Origin of the sequence: Achromobacter sp. UMC46 (assembly GCF_014170335.1) — a bacterium.
Classification (GTDB): Bacteria; Pseudomonadota; Gammaproteobacteria; order Burkholderiales; family Burkholderiaceae_B; genus Achromobacter.
In genome coordinates, this window is the sequence record NZ_LZZS01000004.1 from 216,501 (window position 1) to 241,825 (window position 25,325).

Consider the following 25,325-nt stretch of genomic DNA (forward strand, 5'->3'; position numbering starts at 1 on the left):
GACCAATCGGAGACGCCATGTCCACACACGTCCTAGTCGCCGGCATCGGCATGACGCCCGTCCGCAAACCGGCGCAGTCGCCGTCCTACTTCGAACTGGTCAGCCAGTTGCGCGGCGCCTGCGTCGTGACGCTGTACGCGCGCCACTGAGCCCCCTGCGCGTCCCCCGTCCCTCCCCTCATCCCCAAGGTCCGACATGAAAATCCATGACCAGGTATTTTTGATCACCGGCGGCGCGTTGTCCGATACACCCCCAACGCGGACGGCGAACGGGGCGTCATCCTGTGCACCGCGTCCATCGCGGCGTTCGAAGGGCAGATCGGACAGGCCGCCGACTCGGCGTCGAAGGCGGGCATCGCCGGGATGACGTTGCCCATCGCGCGCGAACTCGCCGCCCAAGGCATCCGTATCGTCACGATCGCGCCCGGGCTGTTTTGCACTCCTATGATGGATACGTTTCCGGCGCATATCCAGGCGGCGCTGGGCCAGGCGGTACCCTTCCCCGCGCGCCTGGGAAAAGCCGACGAGTACGCACACTTGGCGCAGGCGGTCATCGAGAACTGCCTGATGAACGGCGCCACGGTACGGCTGGACGGCGCGGTGCGGCTGGCGGCGTAGTGAGGGGCACCGATACCGTCTGACGTTAGTTCCCGCCCTATCGTCCTATTTTCAGAACGCTGCTGGCAAAATTCGGGAACTACCGGACCGGCTGTTCTTCACCTATCGTTAATGGCAGCAAGTATCCGGGTGGCAGACAACGAATGTCGGCCACCGCTGGGTAGTTGCCCCCTATCGATTCTTCCCGGGAGTCCCTCCATGAGCAATCCAGCAAACTTCAACGGCGCCCGCCCCGTCATCGACCCCGATCAGGCCGCCATGCTGCTGATCGACCACCAAAGCGGGCTGTTCCAGACGATTGGCGACATGCCGTTCACGACGGTGCGCTCCCATGCCGGCGCCTTGGCGAAGATGGCCACGCTGACCAAGATGCCCGTCATCACCACGGCCTCGGTGCCGCAAGGCCCCAACGGCCCGCTGATCCCGGAAATCCACAAGTTCGCGCCCCACGCCAAATACATCGCCCGCCGCGGCGAAATCAATGCGTGGGACAACCCGGAATTCGTCGCGGCGGTGAAGGCCACCGGCCGCAAGCAGCTGATCATCGCTGGCACCATCACCAGCGTATGCATGGCGTTCCCCAGCATCGCCGCGGTCAATGAAGGCTTCCAGGTGTTCGCCGTGATCGACGCGTCGGGCACGTATTCCAAGATGGCGCAGGAGATCACCCTGGCCCGCGTCGTGCAGGCTGGCGTCGTGCCAATGGACACCGCCGCCGTGGCTTCTGAACTGCAACGAACGTGGCACCGCGAGGACGCCGCGCAATGGGCCGAGCTCTACGGCGCGATCTTCCCGTCTTACCAACTGCTGGCCGAAAGCTATGCCAAGGCCCAGGAAGTCGAGAAAAACCAGGAACTGCTGGATTCCCAGCGGACCTGATCCCGACGCCCACGCCGGGGCCGGGCCGTTGGGCCGGCCCCGGTTTCGAGGGTAAACGATGGCTTGCGTGGCGCGGCGTGTGCGGGCGGCGCCGGGCGGTTGACGCCCATCCGCCCGACTAGTCGATACGGCCGATCTCGGCGCCCGCCGTCACCGCCTTGCCTGCGGCCGCCTGGTGCTTGAGCACGCCGTCGCAATGCGCCAGCACTTGCATTTCCATCTTCATGGCTTCCATCGTGGCGATCAGGTCGCCTTGCCTGACGGTGGCGCCGTCTTCGGCGTTCCACGACTGAAGGGTGCCGGCAATGGGCGCCGTCACGCTTTGCGCGCTGGCTTGCGCCGACGCGCCAGCGGCGCTGGACGTCTCGCCACCCGCCGCCGCGCCCGCTGAGTGCAGCCCGCGCAGCAGTTCCGCAGGCAGGCCCAGCGACACGCGCCGGCCGTCGATTTCCACGGCGGTGCGGTGCAGGCCAACGCCGCCCAAGGGCGCCGGGCGCACGGCGGCTTCCAGGTCATTGGCGAAGTCGGTCTCGATCCAGCGGGTATGCACCTTGAAGCCTTCACCGTCGCCGATGAAATCGGCGTGGTCCAACACCGCGCGGTGGAACGGCAGCACCGACGCTACGCCTTCGATGCGGAATTCCGCCAGCGCGCGGCGGGCCCGCGCGATCGCCTGTTCCCGCGTGGCGCCGGTGACGATCAGCTTGGCCAACAGCGAATCAAACGTGCCCGGAATGGTGGAACCCGATTCCACGCCGCTGTCCACGCGCACGCCTGGGCCGGACGGCGCGGCGAAGGCCGCGATGCGGCCGGGCGACGGCAGGAAGCCGCGGCCCACGTCTTCGGCGTTGATGCGGAATTCGATGGCGTGACCGCGCGGCGCGGGAGCCGCGTCGATCGCCAGCGGCAGGCCGTCGGCGATGCGCAATTGCTCGACCACCAGGTCCAGGCCGCAGGTTTCTTCAGTGACGGGATGCTCCACCTGCAGGCGGGTATTGACCTCCAGGAACGAGATCGCGCCCGAGCCGCTGAGCAGGAACTCGACCGTGCCCGCGCCGACGTAGCCGGCATGGGCGCAGATGTCGCGCGCCGACGCGTGGATGCGTTGTCGTTGATCGTCGCTCAGGAACGGCGCGGGCGCCTCTTCCACGAGCTTCTGGTTGCGGCGTTGCAAGGAGCAATCGCGCGTGCCCAGCACCACGACCTTGCCGTGCTTGTCGGCCAGCACCTGCGCTTCGACGTGGCGCGGATGGTCCAGGAACTGTTCCACGTAGCACTCGCCGCGGCCGAAGGCCGTGACGGCTTCGCGCACGGCGGACTCGTACAGGTCCGCCACGTCTTCCATGCGCCAGACGACTTTCAGGCCGCGCCCGCCGCCGCCGAACGCCGCCTTGATGGCGATGGGCAAGCCGTGTTCGCGCGCGAAAGCCAGCACCGCTTCGGCGTCGTCGACCGGGCCCGGCGTGCCGGCCACCAGCGGCGCGCCGACTTCCAGCGCGATCTTGCGGGCCTGGACCTTGTCGCCCAGGCGTTCGATGGTTTCCGGCGACGGGCCGATCCAGGTCAGGCCGGCGCCGATCACGGCACGCGCGAACCCGGCGCTTTCGGACAGGAATCCATAACCGGGGTGCACGGCGTCGGCGCCACTGCGACGCGCCACGGCCAGCAGTTTTTCGATGTTGAGGTAGGTGTCGGCCGGGCGGTCGCCCTCCAGGCCGAACGCTTCGTCGGCCATGCGCGCGTGCAGCGCGTCGAAATCGGCGTCGGCGTAGACGGCGACGGACTTCACGCCGTAGTCGGCGCAGGCGCGGATGATGCGAACCGCGATTTCGCCACGGTTGGCGATCAGGACTTTCTTCATGGCTGGCATAGTCAGGTTATGGCGTTGCGACCGGTACGGCGGGGGCGTCGACCGGAACAAAATCGGAAATGGGATTGAAGCGCACGCGCGCGCCGATGGGAATCTGGGCCGCGCGGTCCAGGTGCCACGGCGCGACGGAGCCGATCACCGGGTAGCCGCCCGTCAACGGGTGGTCGGCCAGGAACAGCACGGGCTGGCCGCTGGCCGGCACCTGGATCGAGCCTTTGCGTGTGCCCTCGCTGGGCAGTTCGGCGTGGTTGGCGCGTTGCAGCGGCCGTTCGCCGTTCAAGCGGATGCCGACGCGGTTGGACTGCGGCGTGACCGTCCACGCCTGGCGGGACAGCAGCGCCACCGCGTCGGCGTCGCACCAATCGGTGCGCGGCCCCAGCACGACGTCGAGCACGACCTCGATATCCTGCACGGGCAAGTCTGCAGCGGGCAGTTCCGGCGCCCCGACGATGGCGCACGGCAAAGCCGGCAGGATGCCGATGCGGTCGCCCGCGGCCAAGGCGTCGGGGCCGACGCGCGCCAGCGTATCGGTGGAACGGCTGCCCAGCACGGGTTCCACATCGAATCCGCCGCGCACGGCCAGGTAATAGCGGATACCCGCCACCGGCTGGCCCAGCGTGAGCGTGTCGCCATCATTCAAGGCGATGGCCTCGTGGCCCGGCACGGTCCAGCTGGCGCCGGTGGCGTCCCGCAGCGCAAGGTCCCCACGGGCCCCGGTCACGGCCACCACGCAGGCGCCGTGCGCGCGAACCTGGAAGCCACCGTAGACGATTTCGACGCAGGCCTGGCCGGGCGTGTTGCCGACCAGCCGGTTGGCGGCGCGCAGCGCGCCCCGGTCCATCGCACCCGACGCCGCCACGCCCTGGCGGGCCTGCCCCGGGCGGCCCAAGTCTTGAAACTCCGCCTGCAAGCCGGGCGCCACCACTTCAAGCGCGGGGCCGACGCCAATGGCACGCCGGGGCGCGGCCGGACCGGAACCGGTTGCGCTCGAAGGCTGCGCCTGCGCGGCAGGCGCCGGGCCGGCATCGACGAAACGGACGCGATAGCCCGGTTGCAGCAACGCCGGCGTGTCGCGGGACAGGTCCCACATGGCCGCTGGCGTAACGCCCAGGATCTGCCAGCCGCCGGGGCTGGCTTGCGGATAGACGCCGCTGAACGTGCCGGCCAGCGCCACCGCGCCCGCGGGAATGCGGGTACGCGGCGTCTTGCGCCGGGGCACGTCCAGGCTGGGGTCGCCGCCGCTCAAGTACGCAAAACCGGGCGCGAACCCGGTGAAGGCGACGCTATAGGTGCCGCCGGTGTGGCGGCGCACGACGTCTTCGCGCGACATGCCCAGCAGCGCGGCGACTTCGTCCAGGTCTTCACCGTTGTAGTGGACGGGAATCTCGATCAATTTGCCGTCGCGCGCGACACGGCCCGACGTATCGCGGCCGCCGATATCGGCGATCAACGCCTCACGCGTGACGCTGTCGGGCCGGAACACCACCAGCACGGTGCGCGCGGCCGGCACAAGCTCGGTGACGCCGGCGATCGGCCGGGCCTGCAGCGTATCGAACAGCGCCAGCGTCTGCTCCAGATCGTCCAGTTCAACAAGCAGGGCATCGGTATTCACGGGCAAGAAACGCACGGGGCCTCCTAGGCGGCAAACGAGCGAATGGTAACGCCGGACTGCTCAAGGCGGCGGCGTACTTCGCGCGCCATGTCCACGGCGCCCGGGCTGTCGCCATGCACGCAGAGCGAGTCCGCCTGCACGCGGGCGAGCGATCCGTCGATGGCTTCGACCACCCCTTCTTCCACCAGGCGCAGCATGCGCCGTGCCACCGTTTCAGGGTCATGCAGCACCGCGCCCTTTTCGCGGCGCGACACCAGCGCGCCTTGCGGGGTATAGGCCCGGTCTGCGAACGCTTCGGCCACCACGCGCAGACCGCGCTCGCGCGCCAGCGCCAGCAGCGGCGAACCGGCCAGGCCGACCAGCGCCAGCGACGGGTCGACCGCCAGCATGGCGGTGATGACGTCGTTGCCTTGGCGCGGATCGTGCGCAATCGTGTTGTACAGCGCGCCGTGCGGCTTGACGTAGCTGACTTGCGTGCCGGCCGCGGCGGCCAGCGCCTTCAGCGCGCCGATCTGGTAGATGACGTCGGCAACCAGGTCGGCGCTGGCCACATCCATGTTGCGCCGTCCGAAGCCGGTCAGGTCCGGGTAGGACACATGCGCGCCCACCGCGACGCCATTGGCGGCCGCGCCCTTCAACGTGGCCAGGATGCCGGCGGGGTCGCCGGCATGGAATCCGCAGGCCACGTTTGCGCTGGAGACCAGTTGCAGCATTGCGGCGTCGTCGCCCATGGTCCACGCGCCCAGGCTTTCGCCCAGGTCGCTGTTCAGATCTATCGTCGCCATCGCTTGCTTCTCTATTTACCGTCGGGCCCGGAATGTAGGGCGGCTGTTACAGTAGTGTTCTACAATTCTTATAAATAGTAGATCAAACAATATAGGATTGCCTATCAGTGTTTCCACTTGGTCGATACAAATTAGCGTTATTTGAGGGGCAATCCGGTAATCCCTCGGATACACTCGCAAGAGAAAGCCCTCCCCGTCTTTGCTGATTTCCCGCCAATGACCGATCCCAACGCGCACCAGACCCTGACCGATAAAGTCACCGAACAGATCCGCCGCCGGTTGATCAACGGCGACTTCGCGCCCGGGCAGCGCCTGTCCGAAGCGACGCTGACGCAAAGCCTAGATGTCTCGCGCAATACGCTGCGCGAAGCGTTCCGCAACCTGACCAAGGAAGGCTTGCTGACCCATTCGCCCAACCGCGGCGTCGCGGTGGCGGTGCCCAGCATGGCGTCCATCATCGACCTCTACCGCGTGCGCCGCATGATCGAATGCCAGGCGCTGGCCCAGGCGTATCCGCATCATCCCGCGCACCAGCGCATGCGCCAGGCCGTAGACGACGCCGTCGCCCGCCGCCAGACCCAGGACTGGTCCGGCGTGGGAACGGCCAACATGGCCTTCCACATGGCCATTGTTGAATTGGCCGACAGCGAACGGCTGAACGCCATGTTTTCACTGCTGCTGGCCGAATTGCGGCTGGTGTTCGGCCTGCTGCAGGACCCCGAATTCCTGCACGCGCCCTACGCGGAAATGAACGCGCGAATCCTGGAATGGGTCGACGCCGATGAATTCCAGAAGGCCGCCGATGCGCTCAAGGACTACCTGGCGCAGTCCGAGCGCATCGTGCTGGCAAGCTATGCGCGGCGCGTCAGCGCCTTGGGCGGCTGAGCCCGCCACGACCGCAAGACGTCCACCGCCAGGAACGCCAGCAGGCTGGCGCCCATCACCGGCAGGCCCCACCCCAGTGCCAACGCCAGCGCGGCAACCATCAGGCGCGCGGGCCACGACAGTTCGCGCCACGCTTGCGTCAGCGTCTGGCCGGATGCGCCCGCCGCCGGGCGGCGCAGCCACCACATGCGGTATCCCAAGACGATCATCGCGGTCAGCGCCGAACCGATAGCCGCCATCAGCAACTGGTTGGGCCAGCCGAAGAGGATGCCCATGTGCATGTCCACGCCCCAGCGGATCAGCTTGGCGATCAGCGGGAACGTGGCGAAGTCGGCACGGCTGGTGATGGCGTAGGTGGCCGGATCGATGGCGATGGTATCCACCTGCGTGGGCCAGGACCGGTCCACTTCGCGCACCGTCCAGGCCTGGTCCGCCGTGCGCGGCGGCCGGATCTCCAACTGGTCGCTGTCGATGCCGCCCGCCCTGGCGGTGTCCAGGATGCGGTCGATATCGCCTGCCGGGGCCGGCGTGGACGTCATGGCCATGCCGTCCATCCCTGCCATCCCGCCATGATGATGCGCGTGCTCGTCCTCGCCCTGCGCCGCCGGCGCCCCGGCGACGGGCAGCTTCAGCGATACCGATGGCGTGATCCAGCCCAGTTGCGCGCGCAGCTGATCCACGCGGCCGCCGGCCCAGTTCGACCAGGTCAGGCCCGTCGCGGACAGGAACAGCAGGCCGACGGCCAGCCACAGCCCCAGCAGGACGTGCAACCGGCGCGTGCGCAAGCGCGGGCTGCGCGCCGGGTCAGGACGCCGGCGGCGCCCCGCCAGCCACATCGCCAATCCGCCCAACGTGGCCAGCCACATCCACGAGGCGGCCAGCTCGCTGTAATTGCGGCCTGGTGCGCCCAGCATCAGATTGCGGTGCAGATAGTCCAGCGCCGTGCGGAACGGCAGCGTGCCGCTGGTGCCGTAGACGATCATGTCGCCCTTGATCTCCAGCGTGGCGGGGTCGACGAACAAGGCGCGGCTCTCGGAATCGCCCAGGCCGGGCTGCGTGAACATGACGCGCGTGGTGTCGCCCGGACCCGGCGCCGGCCGGACGGCGAACAGGCGCGGCCCGGCGCCGATACGGACCTGCGCCGCCTGGACCTGGCTGGCCAGGGATTGGGCCGGGCCGGCCGAGCCGGTGCGCAACTGGTCGGCATACAGCAGGTTTTCGATCTGGGGCGTCAGCACGAACAGCGTGCCGGTTACGGCCGCCACCAGGATGAAGGGGCCGACGAACAGCCCGATATAGAAGTGCAGGCGGGTGACCAGCGCCATCAAGGCGCTGCGGCCCGCCGCCCGCTCGCGCGCGGACGCGGCGGGGGAATCCAGGGTTTGCGTGGACATGGGGTCCTCGAAGACGAATGACGCCGCCCGGCTCGGGCGGCATTCATGCGCGCGATGCGCGCACGCCGATAGCGGTCATTCGGGTATCGAGGGCGGCGCGCGCGATCCCAGCGGCGGGCCGGCGGCCGGCATCGCCGGGCGCGGACTGCCCGCTTGCACGGGCGCTTGCGCCAGCCAGCGCAGCAGCACCGGTGCCACCGCCAGCATCGGCGGCACATCCAGCACCTGATGCGCGTTCAGGCCAAAGGGGCATTCCTGCCCGGCCCCGCCGTGGTCGGCGGGCGCGCCATGGTCGTGATGGACGTGATGGGCTTCGTGCTGCGCCGCAGCCGGCGCGCGCAGCACTGGCAGCGCGCCGCCGCCTGCCGCGCAGAACCCCAGCGCCAGCCGGCCCTGCCGCAATGCGTCGGCATCCGGCATATAACCGACGGGCACCCAGGCCCGCGCCACCAGCAACAGCAGCAGCAACAGCCGCCCGATATCGGCGGCCAAAGCGGTACGTGAGGGTCGACAGGAAAGCCCGGTGCGCATGCGCCCCATCCAGCGCGCCGGCGGATTCCGGCGCCACGCAGGAATTCTACTCGCCGCTTTCGGCGCGGCGGGCGTCGCATTCTGCTTGCGAATGACTTCTTTCGAGCATAAATTGAGCAAACCCGTTTCGGGTCCGGGCTGCCGGCCCGCCCGACACGGCGTCGAAAGGTCGTTTTTTATCTTTTAAGCCCGCGAGGAGCGTTGCGATGAAAGTGAAACACCTGTTAGGCCCGACAGCCCTTGCGCTGTCCCTGCTGTTCACCACGCCTGGCGTGGCCCAGACCACCGATCCCGCCCCCATCGTCACGGGCAAGCAATGGTCGGAATCAGACGCCAGCCATAAGAAAGCCTACCTGCTGGGGATCGCCAACCTGCTGCAAGTCGAGCGCGCCTACCAGGAACGGCGCAAGCTCAACGACACCCAGACGCTCGTTCCCCGATTCACGACGGGCCTGCAAGCCCAAACGCTGGATTCGGTACGCGATAGCCTGGACAGCTGGTATGCCGCGAACCCCACCAAGCTGGACCGCCCCGTGATCGAGACCCTGTGGTTCGAGATCGTCGTCCCCGGCGCGAAGCGCAAGCCTTGAAGGAGCCGTCATGAAGCTTATTCGAACGATTGTCATCGGCGTCGCGATCGGGACGCTTGCGGCCTGCACGAACATGTCGCCGAAGCAGCAAGGCACCATGTCGGGCGCGGCCATCGGCGCCGCGGCGGGCGCGGGCATTGCTGCCATCGCGGGCGGCAGCGCCTGGACGGGCGCGGCCATCGGCGGCGTGGCGGGCGGCGTGGCGGGCAATATCCGCGGCGGCAAGTCCTACTGATCCGGCATCCCGGCCCGGCGCGCGGCCGTCATGCGGCCGCCGCGCGGGGCAACCGGGGCGGGCTGCGTCCTGCCCCCCGCCTAGCTTTGACTGGCGCGCCAGGCCTGGTACTTGGCCTGGCTCTCTTGATTCGGCGGATACAGGCCGGGCAGTTTTTGCCCCGCTTCCACCTGCTGCATGATCCAGCCTTCCAACCGTTCCTGCTCGATGGCGATCTCGACCACTTCGTCCAGCACGGCAGCCGGAATCAGCACCGCGCCGTCACGGTCCAGCACGATCACATCGTTCGGAAACACCGCGACGCCGCCGCAGCCGACGGGTTCCTGCCAGCCCACGAAGGTCAGCCCGGCGACGGACGGCGGCGCGGCCGCGCCGCTGCACCAAACCGGCAGCCCGGTACCCTCGACGCCTTCCAGATCCCGGACCACGCCGTCCGTCACCAACGCGGCCACGCCGCGCTTGGCCATCCGCGCGCACAGGATGTCGCCGAAGATGCCGGCGTCGGTCACGCCCATCGCGTCGACCACGGCGATGCAGCCTTCGGGCATGTCTTCAATCGCCGCCCGCGTGGAAATGGGCGACGCCCACGAGGCCGGCGTGGCCAGATCCTCGCGGGCCGGCACGAAGCGCAGCGTGAACGCGCGCCCCACGATCCGCTTGGCGCCCGGCGCCAGCGGCCGCGCGCCGCGCAGCCACACGTTGCGCAGCCCCTTTTTGAGCAGCACAGTGGTCAGCGTGGCGGTGGTGATACCGGACAGGGCCTGGACGACGCGCGCGTCCAAAGGCTGAGGTGCAATCGTCATGATGCGGATTCTCCTGGAATGACCTTCGATTGTGACGCTGCGCAAAACGCAACACAACCCGGTTTTTACAGATTCAGAATCCGCTTTTTATGCCTGCGTCACACAAACGCCACGCCAGCCCGCCCCCCGTCCGCTTCCCCGTTACCAGCGGTGCTGATACGTCAGCGTCAGCACCGTGCCGGCCGCGGGCAGGCGGCTGGTGTTGGTGCCGCTGCGCATCAGCTGGCTGTACAGCGGGTAGTACTCGCGGTTGAACAGGTTTTCGACGCCGATCGTGATCGTGTCCTTCTTGGTGAACTGGTAGCGGCTCATCACGTCTACCGTGAAGTAGCTGTTGACCTCGCGCCGCCCGAAGCTGGCGACCCCATCCAGGCGGTAGTCCTTGCCGGCGTAGTAGTTGGCCTGGATGCGGTTGCTCCAGCGCTCGTTCGGCCGGTACTGCACGTAGCCTGTCAGCTTGACCGGCGGAATGCGGTATCCCGTCATGTTGCGCCATTCGCCGCCCTCGGGCTGTTCCTGCCCCTTCATCCACGTGAACGTGCCGCCCGCGCCCCAGCGTTCGTCGTCCGTCAGGTAGTCGGCGGCCGCTTCCACGCCGTACACGCGTTCCTTGGTGCGGGTCAGGATCAAGCCATTGTTGAAACTCTGCACATCGCCCAGCTTGGACGTCGTGTAGAACACGGCCAGCGACGCCGCGGTGTTGCCGAATCCGCCGCGCCAGCCCAGCTCGTAGTTGTTGGTCTTGACGGGTTCCAGGTCCGACGAGCCGATATCGAAGCCCGGACGCGCATTGCGCATCTGCACGCCGATGTCGGGCAGCTGGAAGCCCTGGCTGAACGACGTGTAGAACTCCTGGCCGCGGACCGGCTCATAGCTCAGGCCCACGTTGAACAGCAAGGCGTCATAGTCCACCGTGCCGCCCTTCACCGTGGCCGGCGAGGGCACGCGCGACTGCGACAGCGGCACGAAATCATCGAAACGCGCCGACGAATATTCGTAGCGCACGCCGCCCTGCCCCGACCACTGGTCGTTGAAGCGGTGTTCCAGCTGGCCGAACAGGCCCGTGCTGCGCGTGGTCAGCTCCGGCATGTAGGTGAGCGTGCCCGTCTTGCGGAACACGCGGCCGCCGCTGCTGTCGAACGCGGCCGAATCGAAGATGTCGATCGGCATGTCGCTGCGTTCCTGATTGAAGTCCACGCCCCACAACAGGCGGGTCTTGTCGGAGGCGCCCAGCGGCGTGTCGATCGTCAGGCGGCTGCCCAGCACCTTGGAATTCTGCATGGCCTGGTCCACGTTGCCGCCGCGCGTGACCACGGCGCGGGCGTCGAACGGCGTGAAGCGCGTGTAGTAATCGCGGTAATACACCTGGGCGGACAGCTTGCTGCCCCACAGGTTCTGGTGCTGGTACTCCAGGTTCACCAGCGTGTTGCGGATCTGGTTCTGGTCAGCCAGCACCAGCCCGTCCAGCGGCAAGGCGCGCGCGGAGCCGGGCGGCAGGCGCCCCACCGAGGGGTCGGATCCGTAGTCGCTGTCCTGGTCGGCGTTGTAATAGCTGGCCGACAACTGCACCCGCTGGTCGTCGTCGATGCGCAGCCCCAGCTTGCCGCCCACGCTGTAGATGTTGGAGTCGAACAGGTCGCCCTGGCTGGGTTCGGACGCGATGCGGCGGCCCTGGGCGTCATACGAGGCGCCGTTGTGGCGCGCGCCCAGGTCCAGCGCGTAGTCGAGCTTGCCCTGGCTGCCGGCAAAGTGCTGCTGCAATTGGCCGCCCAGCCCGTCGGCGCCCAAGCGGCTTAGCGGGGACACGGCGGTCAGCGTGGTTTCGGATACGGGGTCGCCGCCGGCCGGCCGCGTGGTGATGGAGACGATCCCGCCCGTGGCGCCCGCACCGTAGATCGAGCTGCTGCCACGCAGCACTTCGACGCGTTCGATGATGGCCGGGTCGATGTTGGCCAGATTGCGCGACGAATCGCGGTTGGTGTTCAGCGGTATCCCGTCCACCAGCACCAGGATGCCGCGGCCGCGCAGCGTCTGGCCGTAATCGGTGATGGTGCGGCTGGAATCGGCCATGCCCGGCACGACCTTCGACAGCACCGTCGCCAGGCTGTCGGAACCGGTCCGCAGTTCCTGCAGGTTGTCGCGTTCCAGCACGATGGTCTGCTGCACTGGACTGACCAGGTTGCTGGCCATGCGCGAGGCGCTGATTTCGATCGGCGCCAGCACGGCAGGCGCGGCCGCGCCGGCAGGTTCAAGGATGATGGCGCTGCCTTCGCGGCGGGCACGCAACGGCGTGTCGCGCAGCAAGGCGTCAAACGCCTGGTCGGGCGTCATCGTGCCGGACACGGCTGGCGCCTGAAGGCCGGCCACGGCCTGGGGGGTATAGAAGATCTGCAGCCCGTGCTGCCGCGCCAGCGCTTTGAGCGCGCCGTCCAGCGGCTGGGCGGGCATGTCCACGGCGACAGGCGGCGACGCGGCCCAGGCGGCAGGCGCCCCCAAGGCGATCAGCACCGCCGCGCTGACGGCGCTGATCCGGCAGCCCAGCCGCTGCGCACGTTTGTTCTTATTGCGATCCACTTCATCCTCTCCTGAGTCGGGTGGTCTCCGGCCCCCTGGCCGGAAGTGCCCCCCGATAAGAGAGAAGACGCAGAAGCGGAAAAAAACCTGAATGCGCGGCCAAACCATTTTTCCCGGACGGGAATTACGGGCCTAGCGGGCCACCACTTCGGCCCGCCCGTCGGGCAGCCGGCGCACCGTCACCGGCAAGATATGCGGCAACGCGGTCAGGAAGGCGTCGGTGTCGTCGATGCGGAACACGCTGGTCAGTCGCAGGTCCGCCACCCCCTTGCCGCCGCCCAGCACCACCGGCTGCGCGCGATAGCGCGATACCTCGCGCACCGCGCTGGCCAGGTCGGTATCGCTGAAGACGATCTGCCCCGCACGCCAGGCCAGCGCCGACGCCACAGGCGCCGTCTGCGGCGCGTCGACCTTGCCCCGCGCAGTGACGCGGGCGCCAAGCCCCGGGGTTACCGACACGGCGCTGGCGGCGTCGTCCTGCCGGCCGGCCACCCGGACCGACCCGGATTCAACGACGACCCGCACTTCGTCCGCGTCCCGGCGCACGTCAAAACGGGTACCCGTGACCGTGGCCGTGCCCAGGCCGGCGTCCACGACGAAAGGACGCCGCGCGTCCTTATCGACCGAAAAGAGCGCCTCGCCTTCCAATAGTTCGACCTGTCTAGCGTCCGCGCCGAACCGGACTTTCATGTGGGTGCGGCTATTCAATTCCGCGCTGGATCCATCCGGCAACGCCACGACGCGCCGTTCTCCCGGCGCCGTCCGGTATTCGGCCGTCTGCACGGCTGGCAGTTGCGCGCGCTGCCAGAACAACACGCCCGCCCCCACCGCCAGCGCCGTCACGCTAAGCGCCAGCACCTGACGGCGGCTGGATGACCGCGCGCGGCGGCGCGGCTCGGCCAACGTGCGCAAGCGGTCCGGCGGCAAATCGGCCGCAGCTTGCCAGATGGATTCCAGTACGCGGTATTCGTAGGCGTGGCGAGGATCGGCCGCCAGCCACGCCTGCAGGCCGGCCTGTCCGGCGGCGTCCAGTTCGCCGGAGCGCGTCCGGGCGAACCAGGTTGCCGCCTCGGCGCGCGCGGCGTCGCTAGCTGGGCGCATAGGCCCCCAGCCGTTCGCGCAGGTGCAAGGCGGTGCGGATCATGTACTTTTCGACCATGTTTTTGCTCAAGCCCATGCGCTCGGCGATCTCGGCCTGCGTCAGGCCTTCCAGGCGTTGCCAGATGAAGACCTGGCGGCACTTGAGGGGCAATTCGGCCAGCGCCGTTTCCAGCGCCTGCCCCAATTGCTGCGTGCGCGCCTGCGCCACGGGATCGCCCAGCTCACTGGGATGGGTCGCTATGGTATCAAGCGGTACCCACTCGTGCCCGTCTTCGCGGCGGAAGCTGTCGATGGCCCTGTTGCGCGCGGCCTGGTGCAAATAGGCACGCGGCTGTTCGACATGGGCGGAACCGGCCTCCAGGCATTTCACGAAGGCGTCATGCGTCAAGTCCTGGGCGGCGTCGCGGCAACCCAGCTTACGGGTCCAGACGGCGAGCAGTTCTTCGTAATAGGCAAGAAAGCCGTGTGGACGGGACCGGGACGATGACATGGGGCAACTTCGTGGCGAAGCGACATGATAATGCTTTTTATTACGAATTACCATGCCGTTCGCCGTGCCGCTTGGCATTGGCAGACCGATTCATGCTCGACTAGAATGCAATCCATTCTTATTCACTTTCAATCACGGATATGCCGGGCGCCGCCGACCTTGCCGCCGTTCAACGGCTGCACACGCTCTACCGCAACCATCACGGCTGGCTTTACAACTGGCTGCGCGGGCGGCTGGGCAACGCGGCCGACGCCGCGGACCTGGCCCAGGACGCCTTCGTGCGCCTGCTGAGCCGGCCGCGCGACTTCGACGGTTTCGACGGCGAACGCGCTTACCTCAGTACGATGGCGCGCGGGCTGTGCGTCGACTTGTGGCGCCGCCGCGAAATCGAACAAGCCTGGCTGGTTGCGCAGGCGGCGCGCCCCGCACCCTTCCAGCCGTCTCCCGAGCACCACGCGATCATCATCGAGACGCTATGCGAAATCGATGCCCTGCTTAGCCGCCTGCCCTGGCGCACCGCCGAAGCCTTCCTGATGGCGATGGCCTACGGCATGAGCGACGCCGAAATCGCCGCCGAGTTGCGGGTGTCGGACCGCATGGTCCGCAAGTACGTGGCGCAAGCCATGCTGCATTGCATCTCGCTGCAGGCGCAGACCGCGCAGGCGCTTGCCGCGCAAGCCTGACCCCTGCCCGGACGACACGCCCATGGCCGCCCACGCGCCCCCCTCGCATGAAGCCTTGCAGCAAGCGGCAGCGTGGTTCGCCGCGCTGCGCGCAAGCGACCATCCCGAGCGGGATCAGCGCCGCTGGCAGGATTGGCTGGACCAACGGGAAGAGCACCGCGCCGCCTGGCGCTATGTGGAAGACGTCAGCCGCCGCTTCACGCCGGTCCAGAACGAGGGGCCGGGCACCCTGGGCGCATTGAAAGCGGTGCGCCAACGCGGCCGCCAGCGCCGCCAGGTGCTGGGCGGGCTGGCGGCGGCCGCCTGTGCGGGCCTGCTGGGATGGACCAGCTGGGAATATGCGGGGCTGCGCCGCATGACGTTGTCCCATCTGGCGCAATACCGCACCCGGGTAGGCGACGTGCAGGACCTGCGCCTGGCCGACGGCACCCGGGTCTGGCTGAACACGGCCAGCGCGCTGAACGTGCATTACTCGGCCGATACGCGGTTACTGGAATTGGTGGCGGGCGAAATCCTGATCGAAACCGCGCACGACGGCGCCCGCCCCTTCGTCGTCCAGGCCGGCGCCAGCCGCATGACGGCGCTGGGTACCCGCTTCACCGTCAGCCTGGCTCATGATTCCGGCTATCTGGCCGTGTATGACGGCCGCGTGGCGCTGGACGCCGCCGACCGGCGCCAGGTGATCAATGCCGGGGAGCAGATCACCTACGGGCCGGACGGCCGCTGGCAGCTGGAACCCGCCAGCCGTGCGCGTGAGGTCTGGACCAGCGGCGTGCTGCTGGCCGAAGACGTACCGTTGGACGTGCTGCTCAATGAGCTTGGCAGATACCTGCCGGGACACCTTGGCGTGTCGCCCGAGGCGGCCGGCCTGCGCGTCGTCGGCGGCTTCCCCTTGCGCGATCCCGACCAGGTGCTTGCTTTGCTGGAAAGGGTCTTGCCCATCACGGTCAAGCGTCCCCTGCCCTGGTGGACGTCCGTGGAACGCCGGCCCGGACGCTGACCGGCGCCGCACTATCTCATCGAATTTGTAACTGCGGTTCCGGAATTCGCCGCCTGCTCGATACACAAGATGAAACCGTACTTGTGCTATCCCTCCGAGGCCCCGCCGCATGCACTCCCTTCTTCGCCGCCGTCCTACGACCTTACGCCCCCGGCTCGCGCTGTTGTCCACCACGGCCCTGACCGGCAGCCTGGCGTTCGCCGTCGCCGCCCACGCACAGCCGGCCGCTGAACAGGCCCGCCAGTACCAGATCGCCTCCGGGCCGCTGACGACCACGTTGCCCCTGTTCATCGCCCAGTCCGGCATCGTGCTGGCGGGTTCCGGGGACCTGGCCCGCAACCGGCTCAGCCCGGCGCTGAACGGCCGCTACACCCCTGCGGCGGGTCTGGCCGCGCTGCTTAGCGGGACGGGATTGCGGGCGGTGCGCAACGCGCAAGGGGCGTTCGTGCTGGAGGCTGAACCGCAAAACACACCCGGCGTGACGGTGCTGCCGGCGGTGCAGGTCACCGGCCAGACGCAGACGGCGACCGGCCCGGTGGAAGGCTACCTGGCCACGCGCAGCCTGTCGGGCAGCAAGACCGACATGCCCATCCTGAAGATCCCGCAAACCATCAACGTCATCACCGCCGACCAGATGCGCGACCAGGGCGCGCAGAGCGTCAGCCAGGCGTTGCGCTATACGCCCGGCGTGCTGGCCGAAACCTACGGCGCGAGCTCGCAATTCGACGTCTACACGCAAGTACGCGGCTTCCGTCCGGCATTCTTCCTGGACGGCACCCGCCTGCCGCTGGGCAGCGTGACGACCGGCTGGGCCAGTTCGGTAGTCGAGCCCTATGGGCTGGAGCGCATCGAGGTCCTGAAAGGCCCCGCGTCGGCCTTGTATGGGCAGAGCGGCCCGGGCGGCCTGATCAACATGGTCAGCAAGCGCCCCACCGCCGATACGCTGCGCGAAGTCGAACTGCAGACGGGCAGCTTCGACCGCCGCCAGTTGGCGATCGACCTGGGCGGCCCGATCGACCCGGACGGCAAGTTCCTGTATCGGCTCACGGGCATGGTCCGCGAAGCGGGCACGCAGGTGGACTACATCGGCAACAACCGCGCCTATATCGCGCCGGCGCTGACCTGGAAGCTGACCCCCGACACCACGCTGACGCTGTTGGCCAGCTACCAGTCCGAATGGGGCGGCAAGACCGGTTTCAACTACCTGCCAACGTCCGGCACGCTGACGTCCAACCCGAACGGCCGCATTCCCATGCACCGGTATCTGGGCGAACCCGACTTCGACCGCCTGAGCCGTAGCCAAAGCTCGCTGGGCTACGCGTTCGAGCACCGCTTCAATGACGCCCTGACCTTCCGCCAGAACCTGCGCTACAACGAATCGTCGGTGGACCTGCGCGCGCTGAACCGGATCGGCGAGCTGCTGCCCGACAACCAGACGCTGAACCGCGCCGCGTTGGGCATCGATACCGGCGTCCACCTCTTCACCGTGGACAACCAGCTGGAATCCCGATTCCAGACCGGCGCGCTGTCGCATGACGCGGTGGTGGGCTTCGACTACCGCAAAGAAAGCAGCCACTACATCGTGGGCCGCGGCACGGCGCCGCCGATCAACGTCTACCACCCCGTCTACGGCTACGACATCCCCAACCCGCCCTACGACAACTTCGTCAGCCAATTCGGCGACGACCGTCAACTGGGCCTGTATGCGCAGGACACGATCAGCTGGGAAGGATGGAACCTGATGCTGAGCGGCCGCCACGACTGGGCCGACAGCACGGTGGACAACCGCCGCAGCGGCCGCAGCACCACGCAGCGCGACGAAGCCTCGACCGGCCGCGTCGGCCTGAACTACGTGTTCGACAACGGCGTCGCCCCGTACGTCAGCTATTCGACGTCGTTCGAGCCGACCGGCGGCGCCGATTTTTCGGGCACGCCCTTCAAGCCCACCAAGGGCGAACAGTACGAGGCGGGCGTCAAGTACCAGCCCGCCGGCACCGACAGCCTGTTGACGGCGTCCGTGTTCCAGATCCAGCAGCGCAACGTGCTGACGCCCGACCCCGACCCGCAGCGCGGCGCGCTGGGATTCAGCGTCCAGACCGGCGAAGTGCGGGTGCGCGGGCTGGAACTTGAGGCGCGCACGGCGCTTAGCCGCGCCTGGACCGTACTGGCGTCCTACACCTATCTGGACAACGAAGTCCTCCAGAGCAACCGGGCCGGCGAAGTGGGCAACCGGCTGGCCGGCACGCCGACGCACCAGGCCTCGTTGTGGACGGACTACACCTTGCAGCAAGGCTTGTTCGAAGGCCTGGGCCTGGGCGCGGGCGTGCGATATGTGGGCAACACGTACGACACCAGCAACGCCACCAAGACGCCCGACTACACCCTGGTCGATCTGAACCTGCACTACGACCTGGGACGCACCCATCCGTCGATGCGCGGCGCCCGCGTCTCGCTTGGCGTCACCAACCTGACCGACAAGTACTACCTGACCCAGTGCACCACGGGCCAGGGCTGCACCATCGGCGTGGGCAGGACGGTGCTGGCCACCTTCAACTACCGCTGGTAGCGCCGATGAGCACGCCCCGCAACGGCACGCGACGCTGGAGCGCCGTGCACAAATGGTCCAGCCTGGCGGCCACGCTATGGCTGCTGCTGCTGTGCCTGACCGGGCTGCCGCTGATCTTCCACGAAGAGATCGAAGCCGCCCTGGACACGCACCCCGGCTTGCCGGCGCTGGCGCCGGACGCGCCACGCGCAACGCTGGACCAGATCGTGGCGGCGGCGTTGGCCGCCAACCCCGGCGCGCGGATGGATTCGCTGGGGCTGATGCCCGACAAGCCCGCGGTGCTGGCCACCACCCAGGGCGAAGACGCGCAAGGCGAGGCCGCCTCGCAGCGGCAGGTCTATGCCCTGCAGGACGGCAAGCCGGTGTCGCTGCCGCCGCCGCGCAGCGACGGCGTGATGGAGGGGGTCCGGCGCCTGCACACCGACATGTATGCCGGCCTGACGGGCACGCTGTTCCTGGGCGCGATGGGCCTGCTGCTTGCCGTGGCGATGGTCTCGGGCATTGCGCTGTACGGCCCTTTCATGCGCAAGCTGCCCTTCGGCAGCATCCGCCGCCAGCGCGGCGCCCGCATCCAGTGGCTGGACCTGCACAATTTCCTGGGCATCGCCACGGCGGCCTGGCTGCTGGTCATCGCGCTGACCGGCATCATCAACAGCCTGCACGACCCTTTGGCCGCCCTGTGGCGCAAGCACGACCTGGCCGCCATGGTGGACCGGGCCAGCCAGGCGGGCCAGACGCCGGCGGCGCGCCTGACCTCGGTCGACGCCGCGGTCGAGACCGTGCGCCGTGCCGCGCCCGACATGAAGGTGGCGGCCATCTTCTTCCCCGGCTCGCTGTTCAGCAGCCCGCGCCATTATGCGATCTTCCTGCGCGGCAACACGCCGGTCACCTCCCGCCTGCTCAAGCCCGCGCTGGTCGACGCGGAAACCGGCGCGCTGACCGCCATGGAAGACATGCCGTGGCACATCCGCACGCTGTTCCTGTCGCAGCCGCTGCATTTCGGCGACTACGGCGGCCTGCCGCTGAAGCTGATCTGGGCGGCGCTGGATCTCGTCGCCATCGTGGTGCTGGCAAGCGGCCTCGTGCTGTGGCGGCGCAAACACGGAAAGGACCGGATCGCCCCGCAAGCGTGAAAGTGGCCAGCAGGACCGCTTGTTGCCATCCGTAAGCAGCGGGAAATTCTGCCGGCCATACCGGCTTTTCCGCACTATCGCTGCCCGGCTCCAGCCGAATTTGCCGGTTTCCCCTCACCCGGCGGGCGACACCGGGCCAGGCACGCTAATTGCGCCTGCATGGGGATTTCCACCTTCGGAGAGCCCATGCCCGCCCCGACCGACGATCCCTCGCGGATGCTGACGGTACTGACCGTCAACACCCACAAGGGATTCACCAGTTTCAACCGGCGCTTCATGCTGCACGATCTGCGCGCGGCCTTGCGCACCGCCGCGCCCGACGTGGTGTTCCTGCAGGAAGTGCTGGGCGAACATCAGGCGCACGCCGAGCGGCACCCGGCCGCGTGGCCGGCGTTGTCGCAATATGAATTCCTGGCCGATACGCTGTGGACCGACTTCGCCTACGGGCGCAATGCCGTCTATCCCGCCGGCCATCACGGCAATGCGATCCTGTCGCGCTACCCGATCGACCGCTACGAAAACCACGATGTCAGCGTCGATGGGCACGAAGGCCGTGGCCTGCTCCATTGCGTGCTGCGCGTGCCGGACAGCGCGCCCGTGCATGCGATCTGCGTGCACCTGGGGTTGTGGGAGCGGCACCGCGGCCAGCAATTGAACGGGCTGTGCGATTTGGTCAGCCGCGACGTGCCGGCCGGCGAACCGCTGCTGATCGCCGGTGATTTCAATGATTGGCGGCTGAACGCCGACCGCCTGATGGCCGGTTGCGGCACGCACGAAGTCTTCACGACGCGCCTGGGCCGCCCCGCGCGCACCTTCCCCGCCCGATGGCCGTTGCTGCGGCTGGACAGGATCTACGTGCGCAACGTGCGCGACTGGCGGCCCGTGCCGCTGGCCTCCCGCGTGTGGTCGCGGCTGTCGGATCACGTGCCGATTTCCGCGGAGATCGCGCTATGACGGCCGCCGACCTCGGGTGGCGGGAGGGCAACCGCTACCTGTTGCTGGAAAACGGCGAGGCCTATTTCCCCGCCGTCCGCCGAGCCATCGATTCGGCCACGCGCGAAGTGCTGATCGAAACGTTCATCCTGTTCGACGACAAGGTGGGGCAGGCGCTGCAGCAGACCCTGATCGCCGCCGCCCGCCGCGGCGTCAGCGTGGACCTGCTGGTGGACGGGTACGGCTCGGACGAACTGACGGACGGCTTCATCGGCGCCTTGACGGAAAGCGGCGTGCGCGTCCATATCTTCGACCCGCGTCCGCGCCTGATGGGCGTGCGCACCAACGTGTTCCGGCGCATGCACCGCAAGATCGTCGCCGTCGACAGCCGGTGCGCCCTGGTGGGCGGCATCAATTTCTCGGCCGACCACCTGCCGGACTTCGGCCCCGAGGCCAAGCAAGATTATGCGGTGCAGGTGGACGGGCCGTTGGCGGCCGATATCGCCGACTACGCCCGCGCGGCCCTGAAGCGGCGCCCGCCGCGCCGATGGCGGCGCCCCGCCGCGGCGTCGGTACCCGACGGCGACGGCGGCGGACGGCTGGTCGTGCGCGACAACCTGGGCCACACGACCGACATCGAACGCTATTACCGTGCCGGCCTGCGCGCGGCCAAGCGCGACGTGCTGATCGCCAACGCCTACTTTTTCCCCGGCTACCGCCTGCTGCGCGACTTGGCCAATGCAGCGCGCCGAGGCGTCCGGGTGCGCCTGCTGCTGCAGGGCGAACCCGATATGCTGGTCGCCCGCCTGGCCGCCACGATGCTCTACGACTACCTGATGAGCGCGGGCGTCGAGATCTTCGAATACTGCAAGCGGCCCCTGCACGGCAAGGTGGCCTGCATGGACGACGACTGGTGCACCGTGGGTTCCAGCAACCTGGATCCGCTGAGCCTCGCCTTGAACCTGGAGGCCAACGTGGTGGCGCGCGACGCGTCGCTGAATGGCACATTGCGCGACAGCCTCGACCGCCTGATCGCGCAAGACTGCAAACCGGTCCCCAAGAGCGCCAAGCCCACGCGGGCGCTCCGGCGCTTCTGGGTAGGCGTGGTGGTCTTCCACTTCCTGCGACGCTTTCCGGCCTGGGCAGGATCCCTGCCGGCCCACAAGCCCAAACTGCATACCATCAAACCCGCCGCGCCCGGCGAAGGCGAGGCGGCATGAGGGTGTTCCGGACGACCCTGATGCGGTCGCTGCGCCACCGCTGGCCGCGCATCAAGAAAGTGCTGCCCTGGCTGATCCTGGGCGTGGTCGCGGGACTGCTGTTCTATTTCGGACGTACGGTCGATTGGCCCCAGGTGTGGCAAGCCATGCGCCGCATTCCCCGCGACGCCATCCTGTTGGCGAGCGGCCTGGTCGTGCTGGGCTATCTGAGCTATGGCGCGCTGGACCTGCTGGGACGCAGATACACCGGCCACAAGCTGCCTTGGCCGACCGTACTGGGCGTGGCGGTGCTGAGCTATGCCTTGAACCTGAACCTGGGCGTGCTGGTCGGCGGCCTTGGCACTCGACTGCGTCTGTATGCCAGGCTGGGCTGCCGCAAGGCCGTCGCCACGCGCGTCGCGCTGTTTTCGGCGGCATCGAACTGGATCGGCTATGCGTGGGTAGCGGGGGCGGTGTTCGTCAGCGGCGCGTTGCCGGTGCCTGATGGGTGGGATGTCGGCAGCGGCGTGCTCCGGCTGATCGGCGCGGCCATGCTGGCGGCGGGCGCCGGCTACGTCTGGGCATGCGCCCGCGCGCGCCGGCGTTCGGCCACATGGCTGGGCCAACGCGTGACCTTGCCGCGCGCGCGCATGGCCGTGCTGCAATGCCTGTTCGCCGGCCTGTCATGGATGTTCATGGGCGCCATCGCCTATGTGCTGCTACAGGGCAAGGCGCCCTACCCCGTGGTGCTGGGCATCCTGCTGTGCTCGAGCTTTGCGGCCGTGCTGACGCGCGTTCCTGGCGGACTGGGCACGACGGAAGCGATCTTCGTCGCCGTGCTGGCGCCGAAGTTGCCGTACTCCGAGGTGCTGGGCGCCGCCCTGGCGTACCGCGCCTGCTACGCGCTGGCGCCGCTGTGCCTGGCGTTGGCCGCGTTTCCGATCGTGGAAGCACGCCTCGCGTGGCGCAAGCGCCAGGCGCCGGCCGCGTTGGCCGGGCACGGGAAGACGTCCCCGTAGCGCAGCGCCGTGCCCGGGCACGGCGCTTGCTACAACCACCACCATGACAAAGATCCCGCTCCCCCCCGCGTCAGACCTGGTCGTCGCCTACCCGCGCCGCGCCAACGCGTCGGAACATGAGATCGCGTCCCAGGAGGCGCTGGCTTCCCGCTTGGCCGCCTTGCTGGGACGCCGTTTCAAACCGGATTATCGGCCCAGCCGGCATCGCGGCGAGCCGCCGCCCTACTACGTGCCCGATCGCACCTTGATCGGCCCCGCCCGCGCCGCGCGCTTGGGCATCACGCGCGCGGCGGACCTCTATGGCGGCGTGGCCCCGCATTCCTTCGTCGCAGGCAAAGCCATTACCCATGGATTGGCCGGCCCGCACGCAAAGGCCCCGAAAGCCTGGGTGGCGAACCTGGCCGAGACGTTGCGCGACGTGGTCCTGGCGGGGTACACCGCCTTCACCCTGCAGGACGCCGAGGCCGCCGGCCTGCTGCTGCTCAAGCACGGCAGGCTGCGCATCAAGCCCGCGAACGCCACCGCCGGACGCGGGCAAGTCGTGGTGCGCAACGCCGCGGAGCTGCGCGCGGCGTTGGCGGACCAGTCCGCCACGGCCATGCGCAGGCTGGGACTGGTGCTGGAGGAAGACCTGGAAGACGTCGCTACCTATAGCGTCGGCTGGGCGCGGGTGGGAAAAATGGAAATCTCGTACGTGGGCACGCAATCGCTGACGCCCGACAACGCGGGCATCCCCGTCTATGGCGGCTCGGAGCTGCGGCTGGCGCGCGGCGGGTTTGACGCCTTGCGCGCCCTGGACCTTGACCCCAGGGAACGCCAGGCGGTAGACATGGCCTGCCGCTACGACACGGCGGTGTCCACCGCCTATCCCCAGCTTTTCGCGTCACGCCGCAACTACGACGTCGCTTTCGGGTGGGACGCCTCCGGGCAAGAGCGCGCCGGCGTCCTGGAGCAATCCTGGCGGGCGGGCGGGGCCAGCCTGGCCGAACTGGCCGCCATGCAGGCATTCGCGCTGTCGCCGTCCAAGGCGTCGGTGCGCGCCGCCACCCGCGAGCGCTATGGCCACGACGCACCCCGTCCGATTCCGCAGCATCTGGTCTTCCATGGCGAGGATTGCGCCGTGGGCCATATCAGCAAATCGGGTGGCGTAGTGGAGGAAACTGATGGCGGCGCATAGCGATCCCATCGCGCTATCGGTCGACGGCCACGTGCTTGACGGCACGTTCCTGACGCCGGAAGACAAGGTGCCTGGCGTCCTGTTCATTCACGGATGGGGCGGCTGTCAGGAATTCGACCTGTCGCGCGCCAAGGGGATCGCGGCGCTGGGATGCGTGTGCCTGACCTTCGACCTGCGCGGCCACGCTGCCACCCGCCAGCAGCAGTTGCAAGTCACCCGCGAAGACAATCTGCGCGACGCGATGGCGGCCTACGACCGGCTGGCCTCGCACCCGTCGCTGGACTCAGGTTCCGTCGCGGTGGTGGGCAGCAGCTATGGCGGCTATCTGGCCGCCCTGCTTAGCGGCCTGCGGCGCGTACGCTGGCTAGCGCTGCACGCGCCGGCCTTGTATCTGGACGACGAGTGGCTCCTGCCCAAGAACCAGCTGAACCGCGACACGCTACGCGCCTACCGCAACAGCCATGTGCCGCCGGAATCGAACCGTGCCCTGAAGGCCTGTGCGGAATTTGCCGGCGATGTGCTGATCGTGGAGGCCGAGCACGACACCTACATCCCGCATTCCACCATCATGAGCTACCGCTCAGCGTTCCGGCGCTCGCATTCGCTGACCCATCGCATCATCGACGGCGCCGACCACGCCCTGACGGAGAAATTCGCGCAGCGGGCCTATACGTCCATCCTGGTCAGCTGGGTCACGGAAATGGTGACCGGCGCGCGGATGTCGGATCCGCGGCCGGCGCCGTGACGCGCTCCGGGCCGTCCGCCCCGGCCGCCGCCTACCAATAGATGTCTTGCTTATAGTACGTATGCAAGCTGCGCGCCCAAGTCTCATCCGCCATGCTGGGCCAATTGTCCTTGTCGAAGCCCGGCGCGTTCTTCAGCGTCTCCTTGTCGACGTTCAGCACAAAGCACTTGCGGTCCGTGTCCAGCGTCAACGCGCCCCAGGGGATTGCGAAGAGTTTGTCACCGATGCCCAGCACGCCACCGCGCGACAGCACGGCATAGGCCACGCGGCCGCGGGGCACATCGATCATGATGTCCTTGATCGACCCCAGCTCCTCGCCCGCCGAGTTGTACACGTCGTTGCCTTCCAGGGTATCCGCCGCCATGACCTGCGGCCCCGGGCCGCCCGGGTTGCTCTTGGGGCCGCCCACGATGTTGGTCTGAGTTTCCATGGTCTATCTCCTTTGCCGGGCGTGCGCCCGCGTTGTGGTGGTACGAAACCATTCCTCCGCAAGTGCCGTGCCGC

Annotated in this window: 24 protein-coding genes and 1 pseudogene; 15 read left to right on the plus strand and 10 right to left on the minus strand. The window is 68.2% G+C overall.

The window, feature by feature from the left end:
* The first annotated feature begins 17 nt into the window (after positions 1-17).
* The 3 genes and pseudogenes from A9973_RS31050 to A9973_RS03955 all read left to right on the plus strand — a co-directional run bounded on the left by A9973_RS31050 (position 18) and on the right by A9973_RS03955 (position 1,496).
* Complete coding sequence (locus tag A9973_RS31050; protein ID WP_255469013.1) at positions 18-149, plus strand: hypothetical protein; 132 nt, start codon at positions 18-20, stop codon at positions 147-149.
* Positions 150-251: 102 nt separating this feature from the next.
* Positions 252-617 (plus strand): annotated as a pseudogene (locus A9973_RS03950) (SDR family NAD(P)-dependent oxidoreductase); the annotation flags it as partial.
* A gap of 198 nt (positions 618-815) precedes the next feature.
* Positions 816-1,496, plus strand: a complete 681-nt coding sequence (locus A9973_RS03955) for a hydrolase (RefSeq protein ID WP_183012468.1) — start codon at positions 816-818, stop codon at positions 1,494-1,496.
* A 118-nt stretch (positions 1,497-1,614) separates the two neighbouring features.
* Here the strand turns inward: A9973_RS03955 and A9973_RS03960 are convergent, their stop codons facing one another.
* The 3 genes from A9973_RS03960 to A9973_RS03970 are packed head-to-tail and all read right to left on the minus strand — an operon-like array spanning position 1,615 to position 5,763.
* Positions 1,615-3,357: a biotin carboxylase N-terminal domain-containing protein gene (locus tag A9973_RS03960; protein WP_183012469.1), complete on the minus strand. Its 1,743-nt coding sequence runs from the start codon at positions 3,355-3,357 to the stop codon at positions 1,615-1,617.
* 16 nt (positions 3,358-3,373) lie between these two features.
* The gene (locus A9973_RS03965; RefSeq protein ID WP_183012470.1) at positions 3,374-4,993 is read right to left on the minus strand and encodes a 5-oxoprolinase/urea amidolyase family protein; all 1,620 of its coding nucleotides are present in this window, start codon (positions 4,991-4,993) and stop codon (positions 3,374-3,376) included.
* A gap of 8 nt (positions 4,994-5,001) precedes the next feature.
* The gene (locus A9973_RS03970; RefSeq protein ID WP_183012471.1) at positions 5,002-5,763 is read right to left on the minus strand and encodes a LamB/YcsF family protein; all 762 of its coding nucleotides are present in this window, start codon (positions 5,761-5,763) and stop codon (positions 5,002-5,004) included.
* 216 nt (positions 5,764-5,979) lie between these two features.
* Between A9973_RS03970 and A9973_RS03975 the strand changes: the two genes are divergently transcribed.
* The gene (locus A9973_RS03975) at positions 5,980-6,648 is read left to right on the plus strand and encodes a GntR family transcriptional regulator (protein WP_183012472.1); all 669 of its coding nucleotides are present in this window, start codon (positions 5,980-5,982) and stop codon (positions 6,646-6,648) included.
* Here A9973_RS03975 and A9973_RS03980 read toward each other — a convergent pair.
* Positions 6,615-8,042: a PepSY domain-containing protein gene (locus tag A9973_RS03980; RefSeq protein WP_183012473.1), complete on the minus strand. Its 1,428-nt coding sequence runs from the start codon at positions 8,040-8,042 to the stop codon at positions 6,615-6,617. The two genes, A9973_RS03975 and A9973_RS03980, sit on opposite strands and share 34 nt — an antisense overlap.
* Positions 8,043-8,117: 75 nt before the next feature.
* Positions 8,118-8,573, minus strand: a complete 456-nt coding sequence (locus A9973_RS03985) for a DUF2946 family protein (protein ID WP_183012474.1) — start codon at positions 8,571-8,573, stop codon at positions 8,118-8,120.
* A 206-nt stretch (positions 8,574-8,779) separates the two neighbouring features.
* Between A9973_RS03985 and A9973_RS03990 the strand changes: the two genes are divergently transcribed.
* Both A9973_RS03990 and A9973_RS03995 read left to right on the plus strand, forming a co-directional pair.
* On the plus strand, positions 8,780-9,163 hold the full coding sequence (locus A9973_RS03990; RefSeq protein WP_183012475.1) for a hypothetical protein: 384 nt from the start codon (positions 8,780-8,782) through the stop codon (positions 9,161-9,163).
* Between the two features lie 10 nt (positions 9,164-9,173).
* Positions 9,174-9,398, plus strand: a complete 225-nt coding sequence (locus tag A9973_RS03995) for a hypothetical protein (protein ID WP_183012476.1) — start codon at positions 9,174-9,176, stop codon at positions 9,396-9,398.
* 80 nt (positions 9,399-9,478) lie between these two features.
* Here the strand turns inward: A9973_RS03995 and A9973_RS04000 are convergent, their stop codons facing one another.
* The 4 genes from A9973_RS04000 to A9973_RS04015 all read right to left on the minus strand — a co-directional run bounded on the left by A9973_RS04000 (position 9,479) and on the right by A9973_RS04015 (position 14,366).
* Complete coding sequence (locus A9973_RS04000) at positions 9,479-10,201, minus strand: ribonuclease activity regulator RraA (RefSeq protein ID WP_183012477.1); 723 nt, start codon at positions 10,199-10,201, stop codon at positions 9,479-9,481.
* A 141-nt stretch (positions 10,202-10,342) separates the two neighbouring features.
* A complete protein-coding gene (locus A9973_RS04005) occupies positions 10,343-12,775 on the minus strand; it encodes a TonB-dependent receptor (RefSeq protein WP_183012478.1) in 2,433 nt (810 codons plus the stop codon).
* Between the two features lie 132 nt (positions 12,776-12,907).
* Positions 12,908-13,876 carry a FecR domain-containing protein gene (locus A9973_RS04010; RefSeq protein WP_183012479.1) on the minus strand — a complete coding sequence of 323 codons (969 nt, stop codon included), beginning with the start codon at positions 13,874-13,876 and terminating at the stop codon, positions 12,908-12,910.
* The gene (locus tag A9973_RS04015; RefSeq protein WP_183012480.1) at positions 13,863-14,366 is read right to left on the minus strand and encodes an RNA polymerase sigma factor; all 504 of its coding nucleotides are present in this window, start codon (positions 14,364-14,366) and stop codon (positions 13,863-13,865) included. Before A9973_RS04015 ends, A9973_RS04010 begins: the two co-directional genes overlap by 14 nt.
* Positions 14,367-14,506: 140 nt before the next feature.
* Between A9973_RS04015 and A9973_RS04020 the strand changes: the two genes are divergently transcribed.
* The 9 genes from A9973_RS04020 (at position 14,507) to A9973_RS04060 (ending at position 24,821) form a co-directional block, all read left to right on the plus strand.
* Entirely contained in the window at positions 14,507-15,049 is a 543-nt protein-coding gene (locus tag A9973_RS04020) for a sigma-70 family RNA polymerase sigma factor (protein ID WP_183012481.1), read from the plus strand.
* Between the two features lie 22 nt (positions 15,050-15,071).
* Positions 15,072-16,049: a FecR family protein gene (locus A9973_RS04025; RefSeq protein WP_183012482.1), complete on the plus strand. Its 978-nt coding sequence runs from the start codon at positions 15,072-15,074 to the stop codon at positions 16,047-16,049.
* A 163-nt stretch (positions 16,050-16,212) separates the two neighbouring features.
* Positions 16,213-18,615, plus strand: coding sequence for a TonB-dependent siderophore receptor (locus A9973_RS04030; RefSeq protein WP_183012483.1), 2,403 nt, complete (start codon positions 16,213-16,215; stop codon positions 18,613-18,615).
* Positions 18,616-18,620: 5 nt separating this feature from the next.
* On the plus strand, positions 18,621-19,748 hold the full coding sequence (locus tag A9973_RS04035) for a PepSY domain-containing protein (protein WP_183012484.1): 1,128 nt from the start codon (positions 18,621-18,623) through the stop codon (positions 19,746-19,748).
* Between the two features lie 186 nt (positions 19,749-19,934).
* Positions 19,935-20,702 carry an endonuclease/exonuclease/phosphatase family protein gene (locus A9973_RS04040; RefSeq protein WP_183012485.1) on the plus strand — a complete coding sequence of 256 codons (768 nt, stop codon included), beginning with the start codon at positions 19,935-19,937 and terminating at the stop codon, positions 20,700-20,702.
* A complete protein-coding gene (gene clsB, locus A9973_RS04045) occupies positions 20,699-21,901 on the plus strand; it encodes a cardiolipin synthase ClsB (RefSeq protein ID WP_183012486.1) in 1,203 nt (400 codons plus the stop codon). Before A9973_RS04040 ends, clsB begins: the two co-directional genes overlap by 4 nt.
* A complete protein-coding gene (locus A9973_RS04050; protein WP_183012487.1) occupies positions 21,898-22,899 on the plus strand; it encodes a lysylphosphatidylglycerol synthase domain-containing protein in 1,002 nt (333 codons plus the stop codon). Before clsB ends, A9973_RS04050 begins: the two co-directional genes overlap by 4 nt.
* A gap of 43 nt (positions 22,900-22,942) precedes the next feature.
* On the plus strand, positions 22,943-24,076 hold the full coding sequence (locus tag A9973_RS04055) for a DUF3182 family protein (protein ID WP_183012488.1): 1,134 nt from the start codon (positions 22,943-22,945) through the stop codon (positions 24,074-24,076).
* Positions 24,063-24,821: a S9 family peptidase gene (locus A9973_RS04060; RefSeq protein ID WP_183012489.1), complete on the plus strand. Its 759-nt coding sequence runs from the start codon at positions 24,063-24,065 to the stop codon at positions 24,819-24,821. Before A9973_RS04055 ends, A9973_RS04060 begins: the two co-directional genes overlap by 14 nt.
* Before the next feature lie 31 nt (positions 24,822-24,852).
* On the opposite strand, the gene A9973_RS04065 is transcribed toward A9973_RS04060, so the two are convergent.
* A complete protein-coding gene (locus A9973_RS04065) occupies positions 24,853-25,251 on the minus strand; it encodes a PRC-barrel domain-containing protein (RefSeq protein WP_183012490.1) in 399 nt (132 codons plus the stop codon).
* Positions 25,252-25,325: the final 74 nt, after the last annotated feature.